The organism is Brevundimonas sp., from assembly GCF_036400995.1.
In the GTDB taxonomy this organism is placed as follows: domain Bacteria; phylum Pseudomonadota; class Alphaproteobacteria; order Caulobacterales; family Caulobacteraceae; genus Brevundimonas.
Genome location: NZ_DASWWG010000007.1, coordinates 23,466 through 44,865, shown reverse-complemented (window position 1 = coordinate 44,865; position 21,400 = coordinate 23,466). Strand labels below are relative to the sequence as shown.

Sequence of the window (21,400 nt, the reverse complement as noted above, 5' to 3'; positions counted from 1 at the left end):
AAAAAGGGCCGGACGGGATCACCCGTCCGGCCCTGATTTCATCCGCGGTCCCTTTAGCGGACCGGCAGCTCGAACGGCACGGCGGGCAGATTGTCCGGGCCGTACAGGTTGCAGACCGGGCTGTCGGCCCAGCAGAAGCGCACGAAGCCGGCTTGCGGCGCGGTCAGCCACACCGTCGCGCCCTGCACCGTACCCGGCGTGAAGCGGCAGACCTTGTCCTGATCACAGACCTCGAAGCCGACGGCGTCATCGGCGCTGAGCGTCACCAGACCGGTCCCCGCATGGGCGAAGTCGATGCGGATGCGGTCGCCCTCGCGCACGGCGCTGACCGGCGAGGGTGAGCGGGCGACGGTCGTGTCTCCCGCCAGACGACGGGCCTCCAGCGACAGACGGCGGCCGACCTCGCGCTTGTTGGTCGGGTGGATGTCGTAGCGGTCGCCGATGTCGATGGCGACGGCGATGCCCGCGCGCGGATCGGCCTCGACCACCTGACGCTGGACGTCCCGCAGCTCGGCCCAGCTCGAGCCGTGCGGCTCGCTCCAGGCCGGGCCGAAATTGGCCAGCTGGACCACCAGGAAGGCGGCGTCCGGGTTCTCGAACCGGGCGCGCCAGTCGGCCATCAGGCCCGTCAGCAGACGGCTGTAGCCGACCGGATCGTTGACGTTGGACTCGCCCTGATACCAGGCGAAACCGGTCAGGGCGTAGGGCCCGAGGCCCGCGACCATGCCGTTGTAGAGGGTCGTCGTGCCGCTGCCGCCGATCCACGGCACGCGCGGCGGTCCGGGCAGGCTGCTCAGCGCCGCCGATGTCTGGAATCGCCAGGGCGCGGCCAGGGAGACGGTCGAGCCGTCGGCCAGTTCGATGCGTTTGGCGTCAGCAGGGCCCCACATGCCGCCGCCGCCGCCGAGATCCAGCACCCCGACCGCGATGACGTTGCGCCCCGGACGCAGCACGCCCGCCGGGATGACATAGTCGCGGGGCGTGTCCCAGCCCTGCATGCCGCCGATGCGGTGACCGTTGACGAAGACGACGTCCATGTCGTCCACCGGTCCGAGGCTGATCTTCGCCTCGCCCCGGGCCTGCGCGCGGGTCAGCTGGATGGAGGTCCGATACCAGCCGGTCCCCTCATAGTTGCCGAGGGCCGGGCCGTCGGTCTCCCAGAACCCTTGCGGTTTCACCAGCGTCCAGCCGCTGTCGTCGAGGCGGGCGTCGGACCACGGGATGGTCTCCTTCAGCCCCGGATCATTGGCGCGCCACCACTGTTCGGAGATCCGGTTCCATTGCGCGGTCCCGCTCTCGGGCGAGGTCGCATAGGCCGACAGGATGTCCAGCGTCTCGGCATAGTCGCCCGCCTGACGGAGGGATGCTTCACTCAGCCAGTCCTCGATGATCGAACCGCCCCAGGAGGCCGAGATCAGGCCGATCGGCACCTGCTGGGTGCGACGCAGCTCCTGCCCCATGAAGTAGCAGGCGGCGCCGAAATTCGGGGTGCTGGCGGGGCCGGAGGCCTTCCAGACACTGTCAGCCGGCAGGCCGGTCTCATCGACGCGGGCCTCGCTGCGACGGCCGACCAGAAGCAGGCGCAGGTTGGGATCGGCGGAGTTGGCGACCTCGGTCTCGGCATTGGTCACCTGCCGCAGGCCGAACTCCATGTTCGACTGGCCCGAACACAGCCAGACGTCGCCGATCAGAATGTCGTTCAGGGTCTGCACCTGCCCACCGGACTGCGCCGACAGGACATAGGGGCCGCCCGCCGCCGGGGGCGTGACGTTGGCCCTCCAACGGCCGTCGGCGCCTGCGGTTGTCTGCGCGCTGTGCTCGCCGAGGGTGACGGAGACCGCCACGCCGGGCGCCGCCCGACCCCAGACCGGCACCGGGCCGCCGCGCTGCAGAACCGCATGGTCCTGGAACACGTCCGCCATCAAGGGCGCGGGCGCCGGGGTCTGGGCCCAGGCCGGCGCATGCGCCGCCCCGGCCGCCAGCAGAAGGCCGAGGGCCAGCGATCCGGAACGCTTCCACATGGTCCTGCCCCTCACGGATTAGCGACGGCGAACCTGAACCGCCGCGCCGGTGTACTCAACCACCTGCGCGTTGGCCGCATCCCAGTCCAGCGCCGAGCGGGTGGCGCCGTTGATGAAGCGGACCCGGAAGGTGCGGCTCGCCGGCATGCCCGGGTAAGAGCCTTCACGCGCGCCGATGGTCAGCACGCCCGAACGCTGGTCCCAGCGCAGCGGGATGCGCGAGAACTCGCCCCGCTCGTAGCCGTAGGTCGTGCCCGCGTCGTCATAGAGATCGAAGCTGCCGTCCGCGCCCTGATAGACGGTCAGGGTGATCGGGCCGTCCAGCTTCTCGGCCGTGTACTGCACCTGCGGGCCGGTCGGCAGGATCGACCCGGCGCGGACATAGACCGGGATGCGATCCAGCGGCGCCTCGACGGTCGCCTCACGGCCGCCGGTCTGCCTGCGGCCGGTGTACAGGTCGTACCAGTCGGCGCCCGCCGGGAAGTAGACCTTGCGGCTGCGGGCCCGGTACTCGTGCACCGGCGCGACCATCAGCGACGGGCCGAGCAGATACTGGTCGTTGATGTCCAGTACCCGGCGGTCGTCGGCGAAGTCCATCGCCAGCCCGCGCATGATGGTGGCGTCCCGGTGCCAGGTGTCGCCCGCCAGGGTGTAGATGTAGGGCATCAGGCGATAGCGCAGGCGCATCTGGTCGCCGAAGGCGGCGTACAGATCGGTGCCCGGCTCGGCCAGATTGTAGACCTCGCGCAGCGGGAACTCGCCGTGCGAACGGAAGATCGGCGAGAAGGCGCCGAACTGGAACCAGCGCAGGTTCAGCTCTTCCCACTCGGCCTTGTTCTCGGGCGTCATGCCCGCCGGGTTCGAATAGCGCGCCTCGACCGCGAAGCCGCCGATGTCGTGGGTCCAGTTGGGCAGGCCCGACAGGCCCGCGTTGACGCCCGCCGACACCTGCTCGCGCAGGTCATCCCAGCGCGCCACCACATCGCCCGACCACAGGGTCGAACCGGTGCGCTGCAGACCGCCCCAAGCCGAGCGGGTCAGGATGTAGGTGCGGGTGTCCGGCTGTTCGGCGCGGAAGCGTTGATAGACGCCCTCGGCGTTCATCAGCGGATAGGAGTTGAACACCAGCGCGCCCGGACCGGCGGCGGTCGGCCCCATGCGCAGGGTGCGCTCGGGGATGTCGAGGTTCGAGTGCATGTCCGGCTCGACCGAGTCCAGCCACCAGCCGTCGAAGCCCATGCCGCGGAAGCTGTCCGACATCTGGCGCCAGTACAGGTCCCGCGCGGCGGGCAGATAGGCGTCATAGAAGCTGTTGGCGTAGCCCGGACCGACCCAGTCCCGCGCGCCCATGTCCACGTTGCGCGTGTACATGCCGCCGATGGCCTCGAGCTGCTTGTAGTGCTCGGTCGTCGGATAGAATTTCGGCCACACCGAGATGATGATGTTGGCGTTCATGTCGTGAACGTCGCGCACCATCTGCGCCGGATCGGGATAGCGGGCGGCGTCAAACTGGTGCGAGCCCCAGGCGTTTTCCGGCCAGTAGAACCAGTCCTGCACCACGTTATCGATCGGCAGGCCCAGATCGCGATAGCGACGGACGGTGTCCACCACCTCGGCCTGGGTGTTGTAGCGCTGACGGCTCTGCCAGAAGCCGTAGGCCCAGCGCGGCAGCAGGACCGCCTTGCCGGTCAGGCCGCGATAGCCCGCCTGCACCTGATCGAGGTTGTCGCCGCGGATGAAATAGTAGTCGAGGTCCGTCCCGGCCTGCGACCACAGCGACAGGGCCTGCTGGTCCTGTTCGGCCTGCGGATCGAGGTGGCGCAGGGCGATGTAGCCGTCGCCGGGGATCCACTCGATCTTGATCGACACCTGACGGTTGGCCGGCAGTTCGACCTCGAAGTCATGGAACCACGGGTTCCAGTTCTGACGCCAGCGGTCGATGCGCAGCTCGCCGTCGATCCAGACGCGGGCGTAGTTGGACGAGTAGAGCTTGAACTTGTGCACGCCGGCGTGCGGCGTCTCGATGGTGCCTTCCCAGGTGACGCGGACGCCTTCCTGACCCGAGCGCCCCATGTCGCCGACCTGCACCGGCTGGGCGGGCTGGGCCTTGAAGCCCTCGGGCCAGCGCTGCTGGTCACGGATGAACTCGTAGTTCACCTCGTGCTCCTGCCGCTGAACCTTCAGCTCGTCGTTCATGTAGTAGCTGGCGGTCAGGCCGCCGAAGCGGCCGGTGGCGTCGCGCAGGATCAGGCGCTGGTCCAGCATCCCGTACTCGCGCGGATCGCCGAAACGGGTGATCGAGTTGTTGTCCCACAGCACGCCGTAGCCGCCGGTCGAGGCGACGAAGGGAATGCCCACGTCGATGTTGTGCTGGGCCAGTTCGACGTCGTGTCCGCGATAGTTGGCGACGCCCTGCTGGTGCTGGCCCAGACCATAGAAGGCGTCGTCGGCGCCGGGTTCGAAGACCTGACGGACGGTGTTGTAGCGGTGCGAACCGGTCTGGTCCTCGATGGTGATCGGGGCGATCTCACGACCGTTCACGCGTTCGGCCAGGATCACTTCGCCCGACGGATCGAGGAAGCGCACGGCGCCGGTGGCCAGGGTCACCTCGGCGGTGACTTCCGCCGTCCTGACCAGCACGACATCGGCGCGCTGCTCGACCTCGAAGCCCGTGGTCTGCGGTTGGGCCGTGACCATCAGGCTGGCCGGGGCCTCGAAGCTGTCGTCCGGCGAGGCCGTCACGCGGATGGTGCGCGGGCCATAGACCTGCAGCCGCACCGCCCTCGCCTCGCCGCCCGACGGCACGACGATGACACCGTCCGGCAGGCGCTGGACGCGATCGGTCGACACCGACTGGACCATCGGCGAGGCGAAGGCCGCGACCGGCGCTCCCGCGGCCAGAACCAGCGCCATGGCGGCGGACTTCAGGAGACGGGCGTGGGTCATGGCAATCACTCGTATCGGTCGTCGGTCAGTAGGTGGCGGTGATCACGCGCAGCAGGCGCGGGCGATCGGTGAAGTTCACGCCGTAGTCGGTCTGGTCGCCGTTCCAGATGCGCTCGAAGACCCAGTTCTGGTCCTCGTCGAAATGGCCTTCCTCGATCCGCAGCACCATGCGGCGCTTGCCGTCGGTCGAGGGCTTGGCGTTGAAGTCGACGCGGGCGCGATAGCCGGCGACAATGAACTCACCCGGGGCGATCTCGGCGAAGACGGCGCCGCCGTTGGGGGTCTCCGTGCCCGGCACGTCGGCCAGCGGGCCCAGCCAGGTCCAGTCGGGCTGGCCGAACTGCCAGCGGCGATAGCCGACGGTGGCGGTCCAGTCGCCGAGGTCCACGGTCTGCGAGCTGCGGTCGTCCGGTTCGGACACGCCGCGCACCTTGCCCTCCCACGACAGGCGGGCCCAGACCCGCTGCCACGGCGCGATGATGCGATAGACGTCGCGCAGCGGCGTCAGCGTCTCTTCGGTGACTTCCTGGGCGCCGAGCGGATAGTTGGCGTAGCCCGTGTAGTCGATGCCGAACGGCGAGTAGCCGATGCCGCCCCGCCCCAGCACCGAGAACAGGAAGCGCGGGTACTGCACGTCATTGCCGGTCTCGGCGACGAACAGGGCGTTGTCGGCGCGGCCGTAGCGGTCGAGATGGGCCTCATAGGTCCGCGACGGGCGGTCGTAGATGTCGGGCGACAGGAAATCGATGGCCGGCGCGGCGGCCTGCCAGACCTCGATCACGTTCCAGGTCGGGCCGCCCGAGGCGTAGCTGTTGGCGGCCTGGTGCTCGAGCGGATTACGCAGGGCGGCGTTGACGTACATCGGCAGCGGATAGACCGCCTTCCCGGCCGCGGCGATCTCGCCGACGTAGGAGCCGATGGCCCAGGCGTGGAAGAACTCGTCGGCGTCGGCGCCGAAGACCTCGCTCCAGGTGCCGGGCTGCTTGCCCAGACGGGTCAGCAGGGCCTGCGGCACCGGGCCGTCGAACAGGGCCTGGGCCTCGGGGCCGTAGTCCCGGACCGAGCCGTAGGTGCCGGTCTCGTTTTCCGGCTGGACCATGATGACCGTGTGCCGGTCGCCGTCGATGCGGCGCAGATGGGTCATCAGGGCGACGAAGGCGCGCTTGTCGGCTTCCAGCGTCTCACGCGAATGCGGCGACAGGGCGTAGGAGGCCGTGCCGTCCTGACGGGTCAGCAGCGGGAAACGTTCGGGGTTCAGCTTGACCCAGGCCGGCGCATATTTCGGCGCGGTGTTCTTCCAGGTGCCGAACCACAGCAGGACCAGACGCACATTGTTTTCGCGCGCCTCGGCGATCAGGTGATCGACGAAGCTGAAGTCGAACTGGCCCTCGACCGGCTCGATCTGCTCCCAGCCGATGGGCACCTGCACCGTGTTGGCGCCGACGAAGCGGATCGCCGGCCAGGCCTCGGCCAGAGGGGCCGGGTAGTTGGACGAGTTGTTGACCTGGGCGCCCAGGATGGTGAACGGCGCGCCGTCCACGATCAGGGCATGGCGGCCGTCCTGATGGACCACATGCGGGATCGCGGCCTCGCCTCGCCCGGGCGTCTGGGCGCCGGCGGCGCCTCCGATGATCAGTGCGAGACATCCCGCCAGAAGAGCGAGCGCGCGCGGTCGGGCGTTCACAAAACTCACCCCGGTCTCTCCGGTCACAAATCGAAGGAAGTAGAGAGGGCCCGAAGGCCCTCTCTCTCGCAAGTCGCCTAGAAGGCGGCGCGCAGGACGATCGCGACGCGACGATCCGTATCCACCCAGTTGTAGGGTGGTTTGCGGGTCTCGTTGCCCACCTTCAGAACGGTCCGTTCGTTGAGGATGTTGGTCGACTGCAGACCGATCTTCAGATCATCATTGATGTTGTAGAAGATCGAGCCGTCCAGCTGGCCGTAGTCGCTGGCCCAGACCGGTGCGTTCACGTTCGCCGCCGAGGTGGTCAGCAGGTACTCTTCACGCCAGTTGTAGGCCAGGCGGGCCGAGATGCCGTAGCGCTCGTAAAGCAGGGCCGCGTTGTAGCTGGTGCGCGACATGCCTTCCAGCGGCAGGGCGTCGGCGGAGGCGCTGTTCTGCAGCGGATCCAGGACGTTCTGGCTGGTGTTGCGACCGCCGTTGCTGTCGATGAAGGTGAAGTTGCCCTGCACCCCGAAGCCGCCCATCCAACCCGGCAGGAAGTCGAAGAACTGCTGGTAGGCCAGCTCGAACCCGTCGACGGTGCCTTCGTCCCCGTTGACGTAGCGGGTCATCAGGAAGTCGTAGGTGACGCCGCCGTTCGTGTACGACTGGGTCTCGGTTCCGGTGAAGATGTAGTCGGTGATATCCTTGTGGAACACCGCCAGGGTCAGGCTGCCGGTCGGCGCGAAATACCATTCCAGGCTGACGTCGTAGTTGGTCGCCTTGATCGGATCGAGCGCCGGGTTGCCGCCGACGCCGGTGAAGGGCGCGACGTCATCCAGGGTGTAGCCGTCGGCCTCGAAATTGATCGACAGGTTGGTGAACGGCTGCAGCTGGTACATCTCCGGCCGCACCATGGCGCGGGACACGGCGAAGCGGGCCTGAAGGTCGTCCGTCAGGAAGACCCGCAGATTGAAGCTGGGCAGGACGTCGGTGTAGCTGTGATCGACGCTCGCGCCGTCAAGCGAGCCGCCGCTCGAGAAGGCCACGGCGCGGTTGAAGGCCGTGCAGTCCGCCGTCGGGTTGCCTACCGGCGGGCAGGCCCCGGAGATGACCGGCAGGGTGGTGATGGTGTTCGTTTGCGTGTTGGTGCGCACGATACGGACGCCGATGTTGCCGTCGAAGCGTCGGCCGAACATCGACTCATCGCCGCCGAAGCGGGCGTAGACGTAGCCGGCCTGGGTCTCCTCGGTCAGCTCGGTGATGCCGCCGTTGCCGCCGCCCAGACGATAGCTCTCATAGTCATCCGACAGCGGGGTCCAGCCCCAGCCGGAGCTCTGGGTGCTGCGCAGGATGTCGTAGGCGTTCGCGGTGCCGCCGCTGACCAGCGACGCCGTGGGGAACCAGGCCACGCCCGGAACCGGCGCGTCACCCCGGAAGAAGTTGTTGAAGGAGAACAGCTCGGAGGACGCCGGAAGGCGCGGATCGACCGGGCCGCCCGGATAGCCGGTGTCGTCCAGATAGACGACCGCTCCGCCGCCGTTGCCCCAGTACTGGTTCGACAGCAGACCCCAGTTATAGCCGGTCTGGCGGTTGATGTAGTTCTTCTCGGTGCCGCGAACGCCGATGGCGATCGACTTCCACAGCCCGTCCTGATCCTCGAAGGTGTAGGTCGCGTCCAGACGGCCGGCCAGTTCGTCGGCCTCGTTGTCCTCGATGTGGTCCATCGCCGCCGCCCACCAGTAGGTCGACTGATCGGTCGGCGTGCCGCCCGTCGAGGTGACCGTCGGCAGGTCGCCGTCGATGCTGATCGTCAGATCGGGGCGGTTCGCCAGCTGGGTGAACACCGTCATCGAATAGATTTCGGCGGTCGACTTCACATACTGCAGGTCGCCGGTGACCGACCATGGCGAGTTGGGCGTGTACTGGAACCCGAGGGAGACCTCGCCGGTCCGCTTGGTGTCGTCCCCGACGCGCGTGTCGGTGTTGTAGTTGGCCTGGGGGACCGTGCCGCCGATGAAGACGTCGTCGTCATTGTAGCGGTAGGTCGAGTTCGGCGAGAGGATGCTCTCGGTGCCGAGCGCGCGCTCGATATTGTAGGCGTCGGCCTGCGAGCCCAGGGCCTGGAAGGTGAACAGCAGGTCGGCGTTCGGGCGCCATTGCGCCGCCAGCGCGACCGCGGTGCGCTCCTGCTCCCAGTCGATGGTCCGCCAGCCGAGATACTTGGGGACGTACACGGTGTCGCCCGCGACACGGCCGTCAGACGCGTTGCCCGCGTTCAGGACCACCGGGTCATAGCGGTCGACCGAGATGGAGTCGGTCCGGTTGCCCACGTTCGACACGCTGATGTTGGCCAGCAGGCCGATCTCGCCGATGCCGGTGTCCCAGCGGTTCGACCCGATCATGCTGCCCGACCAGAAGCCCCGCTCCGACAGGTCGCCGTAGTTGTAGTCCGTGTTCACCGCCAGCAGATGGCCGCGGTTATCGAAGGGCACCCGGGTGCGCAGGTTGATCGTGCCGGCGATGCCGCCCTCGATCATGTTGGCCGTCACGTTCTTGTAGACGTCGACGCCGGCGAGCAGGTCGGCCGAGACGTCCTCGAAGCTCAGGCCACGGCCGTTCGAGGCCGAGAAGATGTCACGTCCGTTGGTCTCGGACCGCACCCACGACAGGCCGCGAACGAAGACGCCACCGCCCTCGGCCGCCAGACGGGCGGGGTCGCGGGCGGCGTTGGTGCGCTGCAGGGTCACGCCGGACACGCGTTGCAGCGCCTCGGAGACCGACCGGTCCGGAAGCGCGCCGATGTCCACCGCGGTGATCGAATCAACGATCACCTCGGAATCCTGCTTGATGCTCTGGGCGGTCTGAAGCTGGGCGCGGATGCCGGTGACCACGACCTCGTCGAGCTCGGACGCCTCCTGGTCCGGGTCCTGGGGCGCGGGCGCGGTCTGCGCCAGGGCGCTCATGGGCGTCAGCGCCACGAGACTGAACAGTGACGCACCACACAGCAGGGCCGAGCGGCCGTTACGCTTGATATGGGACAAGGTTGTCGTCCTTCCTGCATGCGCCAGCCGCTTGAGCGGTCTTGAGCGCGGTCCTCCCCGAGACGAAACAGGGCTCAGAACACCCCGCCGTCATTTCAAGGATGCACGGAGTTTCACGCGTTGAAAAGTAAATTCTGTTAGCGCTACCATCAGGGTGGGTTGCGCGACGCCGACGCCATGGCTTCAGTACGACCTGAGCCGGCGTCAGACCGGCGGGAGGAAACATGGGCGACACCGATCCCCGCATCACGAGCGTTCTCATTGTCGGAGGCGGCACCGCCGGCTGGATGGCGGCTTCCGCCCTGTCCCAGGCGTTCAACAGGCTGCCCGAGGCGCAGCGGCCGATCATCCGGCTGGTGGAGTCCGAGGCCATCGGCACGGTCGGCGTCGGCGAGGCGACCATCCCGCCGATTCGCCAGTTCAACCGCTCCATCGGGCTGGACGAGGCCGACTTCATGGCCAGCACCGGAGCGACGCCCAAGCTGGGCATCGCCTTCGAGGGATGGATGGGGGAAGGCTCGCGCTATTTCCACGGCTTCGGCGACCACGGCCCGGAGGTGCAGGGCCAGCCGTACCGACAGCACCTGTTCCGACTGAAGGCCGCCGGACGCCTGGACAGCCTGGACCCGTGGTCCGTCCCGGCGGCCCTGGCCGCCAGTGGGCGCTTCGCCCACCCCGAGACCGATCCGCGATCCATCCTGTCCGCCTATTCCTACGCCTACCATTTCGACGCCGGCCTGTTCGCCAAGCGCCTGTCCACGCTCGCCCAGGCCGCCGGGGTGACGCGGCTGGAGGGCCGCATCAGCGACGTCGAAGCCGCTGACGACCGGGTCCAGGCCGTCCGGCTTGAGGACGGCCGCCGGCTGGACGCCGACCTGTTCGTCGACTGCTCCGGCTTCCGGGGCCTGCTGATCGAAGGCGCCCTGAAGGCGGGCTACGAAGACTGGAGCCGCTGGCTGCCCTGCGACCGGGCCGTGGCCCTGCCGACCTCGGCCTCCCGCCCGCCCGATCTCTACACCACCGCCCGGGCCGCATCGGCCGGATGGTGCTGGCGAATCCCGCTGCAGCACCGGGTGGGGAACGGCTACGTCTATTCGAGCGCCTTCATCGATGATGACGCCGCGCTAGACGAGCTCATGGCGGGGCTGGAGGCGCCGCCGCAGGCCGACCCGAACCGGCTGCGTTTCCTCACCGGCCGCCGACGCTCGGCGTGGAAGGGCAATGTCGTCGCCCTGGGCTTGGCCTCCGGCTTCCTTGAGCCGTTGGAATCGACCAGCATCAACCTGATCCAGACCGGCATCGGCCGCCTGCTGGAGCTGTTCCCCGACCGGGATTTCGACCCCGTCCTGATCGCGGAGTACAACCGGCGCACCGAGCTGGAATGGATCGGCGTGCGGGACTTCATCATCGCCCACTATCATCTGGCCGCGCGGACGGACGGCGCCCTCTGGGCGCATTGCCGGGAGACCCCTCCCCCGGACAGCCTGGCCGAACGCCTGGCGCTGTTCCGCGCCCGGGGCGAGGTCGATCCGACGCATTACGACTCCTTCCGGGAGGCCAGCTGGACCTCGGTCCTGACCGGGCTCGAGGTCTGGCCGCGCAAGGTCGCGCCGCAGGTCGCCGCCCTCGATCTGGAGGCGGTCGAGCGACAGGCCGGAAACGTATCGGACCTCATCGCCCGCGCGACGGCGTCCCTGCCCGACCGCCTCGAGTTTCTCCGTGGCGTCCAGATGAAGGCCGAGGCCCGATGACCGCGAAACCTGAACCCATCCGCAAGATCCTGATCGTCGGCGGCGGCACCGCCGGCTGGATGACCGCCGCCGCCCTGGCCCACGTCCTGCGCGGCTCCGTCCAGGTGGAGCTGGTCGAGTCCGAAGCGATCGGCACCGTGGGCGTGGGCGAGGCGACCATCCCGCCCATCCTGCTGTTCAACGCCCTGCTCGGCATCGATGAGAACCAGTTCCTGCGCGAGACCCAGGCGACCTTCAAACTGGGCATCCAGTTCAAGGACTGGTTCCGCAAGGGCCATACCTATTTCCATCCGTTCGGCCAGTACGGCGCGCGCGTCGACGCCGCCTCCTTCCACCAGTACTGGCTCCGCCTCAACGCGGCCGGGCTGGACGATGATCTGGACGCCTATTCGGCGCCGGCGATGGCGGCGCGGCTGGGCCGGTTCACCCGGCCGCAGGGTGACCCCCGGTCAGTCAGCGCCGGGATGGCCTACGCCTTCCACTTCGACGCCTCCCTTTACGCCCGCTACCTGCGGGGCCGCGCCGAAAAGGCCGGCGTCGTTCGGCACGAGGGGCGGATCGCCGACGTCCGGCTGGCCCCGGACGGTGACATCGGCTCGGTCGCGCTTGAGGACGGGCGGGTCCTGGGGGCGGACTTCTTCATCGACTGCTCCGGCTTCCGCGGGCTGCTGATCGAGGGCGCCCTGAAGACGGGCTATGAGGACTGGACCCACTGGCTGCCCTGCGACCGCGCCGTCGCCATGCCCTGCGCGCGGGTCGAGGCGCCCACGCCCTACACGCGCTCCACCGCCCTTGAGGCCGGCTGGCGCTGGCGCATTCCGCTGCAGCACCGGACCGGGAACGGTTATGTCTACTGCAGCGAGCACATCAGCGATGACGAGGCGATCGCCCGTCTTCGGGAGTCGCTGGACGGCGAGGCGCTGGCCGAGCCCAACCTGCTGCGGTTCCGCACGGGACGGCGGAAGAAGGCCTGGAACCGGAACTGCCTGGCGATCGGCCTGTCCTCCGGCTTCCTGGAGCCGCTGGAGTCCACCAGCATCCATCTGATCCAGAGCGGGATTTCCCGACTGTTGCTCAGCTTCCCGGACAAGGGCTTCGCCCAGGCCGACATCGACAACTACAACCACCTGTCACAGCTGGAATTCGAGCGGGTGCGCGACTTCGTGGTGCTGCACTACAAGGCCACCGAGCGGACTGACTCGCCCCTGTGGCGACAGGTCGGCGCCATGGAGATCCCGGACAGCCTGCGACGGAAGATGGACATGTTCCGGAGCCGGGGACGCGTGTTCCGGTTCGAGGATGAACTGTTCCAGGAGACCAGCTGGATCGCTGTCCTTCTGGGTCAGGGCGTCTGGCCCGAACGGGCTGATCCGATCACGGAGGTCATCCCGCTGGAGGCCACCCGCGAGCGGCTGCACCAGATGCGGGCGATCATCCGTGAGGGGGTCGAGCGCATGCCGACCCATGACGCCTTCGTGCGGGGCGCGGTGCAGACCGCGCCCCGCTGATCGCGCCTCCCCGTTCAGGCAAACAAAAACCCCGGCCGTCTCGCGACGACCGGGGTTTTCCTTTGGCTGAGGCCGGGGCCGTCACCACCAGATGGCGTAGACCGCGATCAGGAAGGCGATGACGCCCAGGGCCGCGATGTTGAAGCCCGTGGTCGTCTTGTAGCTGACGCCGGCGAAGCTGATCGGCAGGGTCGTCGCCTTCTGCGGGGCGATGAAGGAGACGAGGATCGCCGCCAGCAGCGAGGCGATGAAGACCACGCCCACCCGGTTCATGAACGGCATGGTGAAGGCGCCCGTCGACTGCAGCCACCAGAAGACGCCCGACAGCACCACCGACAGGATGGCTCCCGTCAGCGCGCCCGCCTGAGAGGCCTTCGGCCAGAACATGCCCAGCATGAAGATCACCACGATGCCCGGGGTGAAGAAGCCGGTGAACTCCTGGATGTACTGGAAGCCCTGCTCGAACCCGCCCAGCAGCGGACGGGCGGCGATGACGCCGATGACCATGGCGACCACGGCGGCGACCCGGCCGACCAGCACCAGCTGCTGTTCGGACGCGCCCTTGTTGGCCTTGGCGTAGAGATCCAGGGTGAAGATGGTGGCGATGGAGTTGATCTTGGACGCCAGCGAGGCGACCACGGCGGCCATCAGGGCGGCGAAGACGATCCCCTTCAGACCGATCGGCAGCAGGTTCATCATGGTCGGATAGGCCTGGTCCGGCTTGGGCAGGCCGGGGGCCAGCACCAGGGCGGCCATGCCCGGCAGCACCACGATGACCGGCATCAGCAGCTTCAGATAGGCGGCGAAGGCGATGCCCTTCTGGGCCTCCTGCACCGACTTGGCCGCCAGCGCCCGCTGGATGATGTACTGGTTGAAGCCCCAGTAGCTCAGGTTCATGATCCACATCCCGCCGAGAATGACGGAGAGGCCGGGCAGGTCCTTGAAGTAGGGGCTGTCGGGCGAGAGGATCATGTCGAACTTCTCGGGGAACTCGGTCGTCAGACGGGTGAAGCCGCCCACCACGCCCGCGTCGCCGCCGATCTGGCTCAGCGCGATGAAGCCGATGATCAGGCCGCCCGCGACCAGCAGGGTGACCTGCACGATGTCGGTCAGGGCCACGGCCTTCAGGCCACCCCACAGCTGGTAGGCCAGGGCGAAGACGCCGATGGCGACGATGGCCCACATCTGGTCCAGCCCGGTCACCGTGGTCACGGCGATGGAGCCCAGCCACAGGATCGAGGTCACGTTCACGAAGACGTAGAGCACCAGCCAGAAGCCGGCCATGACGTTGCGGATCGTGGTCCCGTACCGCTGCTCCAGGAACTGCGGCATGGTGTAGATGTTGTTGGCTAGGAAGATCGGCAGGAACCACTTGCCGACGATCAGCAGGGTCAGGGCCGCCATCCACTCATAGGAGGCGATGGCAAGGCCGATCAGATAGCCCGAGCCCGACATGCCGATGATCTGCTCGGCCGAGATATTGGCCGCGATCAGCGACGCGCCGATGGCCCACCAGGGCAGAGCCTTCGACGCCAGGAAGTAGTCGGTGGAATCCTTCTTCGCGCCGGTCTTGTCGCGCGACACCCACTGGGCCAGCGCGAAGATGAAGACCGCATAGACGGCCAGAAGGATCAGGTCGATTGGCGCCAGCGTCATGGTATCGTTTCCCCCGGCCGTATTCGGCTCAGCGCCGCGGACGCTAGGTCCAATTTTCACAATCGGCAATCGCTTTTACAGGTGATAAGAATATGCCCCAGCCGCCTGCGGAAGATTCCATGCTCGACAGCCTCGACGACGACAGCCGTAAGTACCGCGCGCCCGCGCTCGAGAAGGGTCTCGACGTGCTGGAGCTGCTGTCCCAGCACGGTGCGCCGCTGACGCCGTCGCAGATGTCGGCCATGCTGGGCCGCTCGGTCAGCGAGCTGTTCCGCATGATCCAGGTGCTGGAGTTCCGCGGTTACATCGAGCCGACCCCGTCCGGCTATCGCCTGACCAATCGCCTGTTCACCCTCGGCATCGCCCACGGCCCCGCCAAGGATCTGGTCGAGGCCGCCCTGCCCCACATGCGCGAACTGGCTGAAACGACGGTGCAGTCCTGTCACCTCGTGGTGCGTTCGAACGACCAGATCGTCGTCGTGGCCCGTATCGAGGCGCCCGGCGACCTGGGCTATTCGGTGCGCATCGGTTATCGCCGCAGCATCATCGAGGCGACCTCGGGCCTGCTGTTCTACGGCTTCGCCAACGAGCGCAACCAGGCCCAGTTGCGCGAGACCCTGACCGTCCGGCACGGCAAGAAGCGGGTCGCCGACTATATCGCCGCCGCCGAGGCCGCCTCCGCCGAGGGCCACGCCGAACGGCCCAGCGACTTCGTGAAGGGGGTCACCGATCTGGTCGCGCCGATCATCGGGGCCGAGGGCATCCTGGCCACCCTGATCACCCCCTACATCGAGCGCACGCCCGCCGTCGGCTCGATGGCCGATTCCGTCGAGCAACTGCGTCGCGCGGCGACGGCGATCTCCAGTGAGATGGGACATTCCGCGGCCTGAGGTTCGTTCGGACGTTGACGAAGGCCTCACCCGGCGTCATTTTTCACGCACAAAAATCAAGCCAAGAATAAAACCTTGGCTCCAGCCCCTCGGGGCGGCGGGAGTGAGATGGCGATCTATCCGGACCTTGAAGGCGCGACGGTCATCGTGACCGGCGGCGCAGGCGGCATCGGCGAGGCGATCACGCGCGCCTTCGTCGCCCAGGGCGCGCGCGTCGGCGTGCTGGATCTCGACGTCGCCCGCGGCGAGGCGCTGGCCGAAGCCCTCGCCCCGGCGGTCGAGTTCGTCCGCTGCGACGTCACCGACATCCCGGCGCTGAAGACCGCCATCGAGCAGGTTCGCGCCCGCTTCGGCCCGATCGGCATCCTGATCAACAACGCCGCCCACGACGAACGCCACGCCACCCTCGAGGTGACGGAAGAGTACTGGGACGGCCGCATGGCCGTGAACCTGAAACACCAGTTCTTCGCCTCCCAGGCCGTGCTGCCCGACATGATCGCCTCGAAGAAGGGCTCGATCGTCAATCTGGGCTCCTGTTCCTGGATCATCGGCCAGGGCGGCATGCCCGCCTACACCGCCTCCAAGTCCGCCGTGCTGGGCCTGACCCGCTCGCTGGCCCGCGACTTCGGCGAGCACGGGGTGCGGGTGAACGCGGTGGCCCCCGGCTGGATCATGACGGAGCGGCAGCTCGAGCTCTGGGTCACCCCGGAGACCGAGAAGGAAATCTACGCCAACCAGTGCATCAAGCGCCCGCTGGTCCCCGACGATATCGCGCGCGTGGTGGTCTTCCTGTCCTCTGAAGACGCCTCGGCGATCACCAACCAACACTATGTCGTCGACGGCGGCTGGAACTGACTGAAATGACGAAGCCGCTTCGCTCGCGCGCCTGGTTCAACAACCCGGACAACCCCGACATGACCGCGCTCTATCTGGAGCGCTATCTGAACTACGGCCTGACGCTGGAAGAGCTACAGTCGGGCAAGCCGATCATCGGCATCGCCCAGACCGGCTCGGACCTGTCGCCCTGCAACCGGCACCACATCGAACTGGCCAAGCGTGTCCGCGAGGGCATCCGCGAGGCCGGCGGCATCGTCATGGAGTTCCCGGTTCACCCGATCCAGGAAACCGGAAAGCGCCCGACCGCAGGTCTGGACCGCAACCTCGCCTACATGGGTCTGGTCGATCTGCTGTACGGCTATCCGCTGGACGGGGTGGTCCTGACCATCGGCTGCGACAAGACCACCCCCGCCTGCCTGATGGCGGCGGCGACCGTCGACATCCCGGCCATCGCCCTGTCGGTGGGACCGATGCTGAACGGCTGGCACAAGGGCCAGCGGACCGGCTCTGGCACCATCATCTGGCAGGCCCGTCAGATGATGGCCGCCGGAGAGCTGGACTACGACGGCTTCATCAAGCTGGTCGCCACCTCGGCGCCGTCGGTCGGCTACTGCAACACCATGGGCACGGCCACGACCATGAACTCGCTGGCCGAGGCGCTGGGCATGTCCCTGCCCGGCTCGGCCGCCATTCCGGCGCCGTACCGCGAGCGCGGCCAGATGGCCTATGAGACCGGTCGCCGGATCGTCGCCATGGTCCACGAGGACCTGAAGCCGTCGGACATCCTGACCAAGGAGGCGTTCGAGAACGCCATCGTCATCAGTTCGGCCATCGGCGGCTCGACCAACGCCCCGATCCACCTGACCGCCCTGGCGCGCCACGCCCATGTCGATGTGCCGCTGCAGACCTGGGAGGACCACGGCCACGACACCCCGCTGCTGGTGAACCTGCAGCCGGCCGGCGCCTATCTGGGCGAGGACTACCATCAGGCCGGCGGCGTGCCCGCCGTGGTCGCCGAGCTGATCCGGCACGGCAAGATCCACGAAGGCGCCATGACGGTGAACGGCAAGACGATGGGCGAGAACTGCCGCGACGCCGAGATCGTCCTGCCCGACGTGATCCGCACCTTCGAGACGGCCCTGGTCAACGACGCCGGCTTCCTGGTCATCGGGGGCAACGTCTTCAACAGCGCCATCATGAAGACCAGCGTGATCTCCGCCGAGTTCCGCGACCGCTATCTGTCCAACCCGCAGGACCCCGACGCCTTCGAAGGCCCCATCGTCGTCTTCGACGGGCCGGAGGACTATCACCACCGGATCGACGACGAGGCCGAAGGCATCACGCCCGAGCACATCCTGATCATGCGCGGCGCCGGCCCCATCGGCTATCCGGGCGCGGCCGAGGTCGTGAACATGCGACCGCCCGCCTACCTGATCAAACAGGGCGTCACCGCCCTGCCCTGCATCGGCGACGGACGCCAGTCGGGCACCTCGGGCTCGCCCTCGATCCTGAACGCCTCTCCGGAAGCGGCGGCGGGGGGCAACATCGCCCTGCTGCGCACCGGCGACCGGATGCGCGTGGACCTGAAGACCCGCAAGGTCGATGTGCTGATTTCCGCCGAGGAACTGGCGACGCGCCGCGAGGCGTTCGAGCGGGCCGGCGGCTACGCCTATCCGGAGTCGCAGACGCCCTGGCAGGAGTTCCAGCGCGGCATGGTCGGCCAGCTGGAGACCGGCGCGGTGCTGGAACCGGCCGTCAAATATCATCGCATCATCGACACCCGCGGCCTGCCCCGGGACAATCACTGATCCGGATTCTTGTCATCCCGGACGCCGCAAGGCGGCGATCCGGGACGGCGAGCTCAGCCCTGAACCGACACGTCCATCCACATCGACAGGGTCCGGCCCGGCGCTAGCACCGCCCAGCCGCTGGCCTCCCCTTCAGGCGCCTGCGCCGCGTTCGGGCGATGGGTCACCGGCTCGATGCAGCAGAAGTCGCCGCCCGGGGCGTAGATGTGCCGCCACCCGGCGTGGGCCGAGGCCGTCACGGTCGTCGTTCGCCCCGGCTCGGCCAGCACCGCCGCGCCGTCGCCGACATAGGCGTTGTCCACGAAGGGCGCGGCGCTGACGCGCGGTCCCCATGACCAGTCGAACAGCTCCGACACCGGCAACAGGGCCGTCGGCACCTCGTCCGTCCCGCCGCCCCAGACCTGCGCGGCGTCGAACCGCAGCCGCGTCTGGCCGGTGACCGGGAAATAGGGATGCAGGCCCAGCCCCGCGGGCATCGGCCCATCGGACAGATTGGTCATCGACAGGGCGACATGCAGTCCCTGCCCCGTCAGGGTAAAGACCTGCCGCGCCTCATAGGCCCAGGGCCAGGCGCCGGCCTCATGCCGGTGCAGCAGAGTGACCGACGTCTCGTCCTGCGCCTCCACCGACCACGCGCTACGCCAGCCGTCGCCGTGCAGGGCGTGGGGCGTGAAGGCGGGCAGAACCGGCAGCGCGACCGTCCGCCCCTCGAACGTGAACGTCCCGCCCGCGATCCGGTTGGCGTAGGGGGTCAGCGGAAAGCAGGCGGCGTCGAGGATCTCCGCCGAGCCCTCCGGCATCGGACGCAGGATATCCAGCCCGCCCCGGGTCAATGCAGCGACCGCTCCGCCGACGTCCGGCCGCAGGGCCAGCCGCCAATCGCCCTGACGTAGCTCGGTCACAGCTTTACGCGCGCCTGCGGCAGGCCCGGAGTCTCAACCCGCAGGGCGTAGAGGCCGCCCAGGGTCGGCTGCCCGGCCCGCTTGTCGGCATTGCCCAGCCAGGCGGTGGTGCAGAACAGGGTCTTCAGATCATCCCCGCCGAATGCCGCCTTGGTCACCGTCTGCACCGGCAGTTCGATCTTCTCCAGCGGCGAACCGTCCGGCGCGAAGCGGGCGACGCCCCAGCCGTTGAACAGGCCGACGTGCAGGACGCCCGCCTCGTCCATGCTCGGCCCGTCGGCATAGCCGTCGACGGTCTCGGCGAAGAGCCGCTTGTTGGCCAGTTCCCCGTCGTCATGGTCGAAGGCGTAGATGCGCTTCTCGGTCGTGTCGTGGTGATAGAGGGTCGTGCCGTCCGGGCTCAGGGCCGGGCCGTTGGTGACGCGATGATCGTCGTCATGCCGGGTCAGTTCGCCGTCCCGCCAACGATACAGGGCGCCCGAGACGGTCTCCTCGCTGTCGTCCATGGTGCCGAACCACAGGGTCCCGTCCGGGGCGACGAAGCCGTCGTTGATCCGGTTCTGCGGGCGATCTTCCTCGACGCGGATGATCAGGCTGAACGCGCCCGTCTCCGGATCGAAGCGGTGCAGGCCGCCGCGCACGCCACAGATCAGCGACCCGTCCTCGGCCGGAAGGGCGAAGCCGATCTGGTCCGGCGCATCCCAGCTGTCGCGGGCGCCGTCGTCCACGCCGTAGCGGTGCAGACGACGGCCCTTGATGTCGACGAACCAGACGCAGCGGCGGCGGTCATCCCAGACCGGCCCCTCGCCCAGTTCGGCCTGAAGGTCCCACAACAGGACGGGCTCGGCGCCGATCTGCATGGATCAGCCCGCGCTGTAGCTGGTCTTGATGGTGGTGAAGAACTCCGCCGCGGCGAAGCCCTGCTCGCGCGCGCCGTAGCTGGACGACTTCGTCCCGCCGAACGGCACGTGGTAATCGACGCCCGCCGTCGGCAGGTTGACCATGGTCATCCCGGCCTTGGCGCGACGCTGGAAGTCGCGGGCGTGCTTCAGGCTGCTGGTGACGATGCCCGCCGACAGGCCGAACTCGACGCCGTTGGCGATCTCAAGCGCCTCTTCGTAGCTCTTCACGCGGATGGTCGAGGCGACGGGTCCGAAGACCTCCTCGTTGTTGATCCGCATGTCCGCGACAGTGTCGGCGATCAGGGTCGGCTGGACGTACCAGCCGGGCTTGTCGAGCTTCAGACGTTCGCCGCCGGTGACGATGCGGGCGCCCTCGCCGCGCGCGACATCGACGTATTTGTACGAGGTCTCCATCTGGGCCTCGCTGACCGCCGGTCCCATCTGGGTGTTGGGGTCCAGCGCGTCGCCGACGCGCAGGGCCGCGACCTTCTCGGCCAGCAGGGCGACGAATTTGTCGTGGATGCCGTCCTGAACGATCAGGCGGCTCGAGGCCGTGCAGCGCTGGCCGGTGGCGAAGAAGGAGCCGTCCAGGGCGATGTTCACCGCCCGCTCCAGATCGGCGTCGTCCAGCACGATCAGCGGGTTCTTGCCGCCCATCTCCAGCTGGACGCGCGCCTGACGCTTGACCGCGCCCGCCGCCACGCCGGCGCCGACGCCCTGCGAGCCGGTGAAGGAGACGCCCGCGACGTCCTTGTGATCCACGATGGCCTGACCGACGCCGCCCCGGCCGATGACCATGTTCAACACGCCCTTGGGCAGGCCCGCCTCATGCAGGATGGCGACCAGCGCCTCGGCGGTGGCCGGGGTCGGACCGGCGGGCTTCAGCACCACCGTATTGCCGAACGCCAGCGCGGGCGCGGCCTTCCAGGCCGGGATGGCGATGGGGAAGTTCCAGGGGGTGATCAGGCCATAGACGCCGACCGGCTGGCGATAGGTCTGGACCTCTACGCCGGGACGGGTCGAGGCCAGGTTCTGGCCGTGCAGGCGCAGGGCCTCGCCGGCGAAATACTTCAGGATGCGGGCGGCGCGGGCGGTCTCGCCGATGCCTTCCGGCAGGGTCTTGCCCTCTTCGCGCGACAGCAGGCGGCCAACCTCTTCCTTGCGCTCCATCAGCAGGTTGGAGGCCTTGTCCAGCACGTCCGAACGCACTTCCGGCGAGGCTTCCGACCAGGACGGGAAGGCCGCCTTGGCCGCCGCGACCGCGTCATCGACGTCCGAGGCCGTGCCGTCCGGCGTGCGGGCCACGACCTCGCGCGTGTCCGAGGGGTTGGTGCTCTCGGCCGGGCGGTCGCCCCCGACGCGCTCGCCGTTGATCCAGTGCGAGAGTTCGAGGGTGTCGGTCATGGGAAGCGTCCTTGGATAAAGTCGTCAGGTCATAAGCCCGGCGGGCGACACGAAACAGATAGGCATCC

At 68.2% G+C, this 21,400-nt stretch carries 13 protein-coding genes; 5 read left to right on the top strand and 8 right to left on the bottom strand.

Translation table 11 applies throughout. From position 1 onward, the window contains the following. Positions 1-53 precede the first annotated feature (53 nt). From VGE03_RS00775 to VGE03_RS00760, 4 genes are all read right to left on the bottom strand, one after another. Complete coding sequence (locus VGE03_RS00775) at positions 54-2,021, bottom strand: sialate O-acetylesterase (RefSeq protein WP_331044558.1); 1,968 nt, start codon at positions 2,019-2,021, stop codon at positions 54-56. 18 nt (positions 2,022-2,039) lie between these two features. After that, positions 2,040-4,967, bottom strand: coding sequence for a TIM-barrel domain-containing protein (locus VGE03_RS00770; protein WP_331044557.1), 2,928 nt, complete (start codon positions 4,965-4,967; stop codon positions 2,040-2,042). Positions 4,968-4,992: 25 nt separating this feature from the next. After that, positions 4,993-6,660 carry a DUF5597 domain-containing protein gene (locus VGE03_RS00765; RefSeq protein ID WP_331044556.1) on the bottom strand — a complete coding sequence of 556 codons (1,668 nt, stop codon included), beginning with the start codon at positions 6,658-6,660 and terminating at the stop codon, positions 4,993-4,995. A gap of 68 nt (positions 6,661-6,728) precedes the next feature. After that, entirely contained in the window at positions 6,729-9,674 is a 2,946-nt protein-coding gene (locus VGE03_RS00760) for a TonB-dependent receptor (RefSeq protein ID WP_331044555.1), read from the bottom strand. 224 nt (positions 9,675-9,898) lie between these two features. Here VGE03_RS00760 and VGE03_RS00755 point away from each other — a divergent pair, with 224 nt between their 5' ends. Then, entirely contained in the window at positions 9,899-11,425 is a 1,527-nt protein-coding gene (locus VGE03_RS00755) for a tryptophan halogenase family protein (RefSeq protein ID WP_331044554.1), read from the top strand. Then, positions 11,422-12,933 carry a tryptophan halogenase family protein gene (locus tag VGE03_RS00750; protein WP_331044553.1) on the top strand — a complete coding sequence of 504 codons (1,512 nt, stop codon included), beginning with the start codon at positions 11,422-11,424 and terminating at the stop codon, positions 12,931-12,933. Before VGE03_RS00755 ends, VGE03_RS00750 begins: the two co-directional genes overlap by 4 nt. Before the next feature lie 81 nt (positions 12,934-13,014). Here VGE03_RS00750 and VGE03_RS00745 read toward each other — a convergent pair whose 3' ends face one another. After that, positions 13,015-14,589 carry a sodium/sugar symporter gene (locus VGE03_RS00745; protein WP_331044552.1) on the bottom strand — a complete coding sequence of 525 codons (1,575 nt, stop codon included), beginning with the start codon at positions 14,587-14,589 and terminating at the stop codon, positions 13,015-13,017. A gap of 119 nt (positions 14,590-14,708) precedes the next feature. On the opposite strand from VGE03_RS00745, the gene VGE03_RS00740 reads away from it, so the two are divergent. The 3 genes from VGE03_RS00740 (at position 14,709) to VGE03_RS00730 (ending at position 18,124) form a co-directional block, all read left to right on the top strand. Continuing rightward, positions 14,709-15,479, top strand: coding sequence for an IclR family transcriptional regulator (locus VGE03_RS00740; RefSeq protein WP_331044551.1), 771 nt, complete (start codon positions 14,709-14,711; stop codon positions 15,477-15,479). 108 nt (positions 15,480-15,587) lie between these two features. Continuing rightward, a complete protein-coding gene (locus VGE03_RS00735) occupies positions 15,588-16,334 on the top strand; it encodes an SDR family oxidoreductase (protein WP_331044550.1) in 747 nt (248 codons plus the stop codon). A gap of 5 nt (positions 16,335-16,339) precedes the next feature. Further along, on the top strand, positions 16,340-18,124 hold the full coding sequence (locus VGE03_RS00730; protein ID WP_331044549.1) for an IlvD/Edd family dehydratase: 1,785 nt from the start codon (positions 16,340-16,342) through the stop codon (positions 18,122-18,124). 53 nt (positions 18,125-18,177) lie between these two features. On the opposite strand, the gene VGE03_RS00725 is transcribed toward VGE03_RS00730, so the two are convergent. From VGE03_RS00725 to VGE03_RS00715, 3 genes are read right to left on the bottom strand one after another with little or no spacing between them, the layout of a single operon-like run. Beyond that, a complete protein-coding gene (locus VGE03_RS00725; RefSeq protein ID WP_331044548.1) occupies positions 18,178-19,026 on the bottom strand; it encodes an aldose 1-epimerase in 849 nt (282 codons plus the stop codon). Next, positions 19,023-19,886 carry an SMP-30/gluconolactonase/LRE family protein gene (locus tag VGE03_RS00720; RefSeq protein ID WP_331044547.1) on the bottom strand — a complete coding sequence of 288 codons (864 nt, stop codon included), beginning with the start codon at positions 19,884-19,886 and terminating at the stop codon, positions 19,023-19,025. Before VGE03_RS00720 ends, VGE03_RS00725 begins: the two co-directional genes overlap by 4 nt. Positions 19,887-19,889: 3 nt before the next feature. Continuing rightward, positions 19,890-21,332, bottom strand: coding sequence for an aldehyde dehydrogenase family protein (locus VGE03_RS00715; protein WP_331044546.1), 1,443 nt, complete (start codon positions 21,330-21,332; stop codon positions 19,890-19,892). Positions 21,333-21,400: the final 68 nt, after the last annotated feature.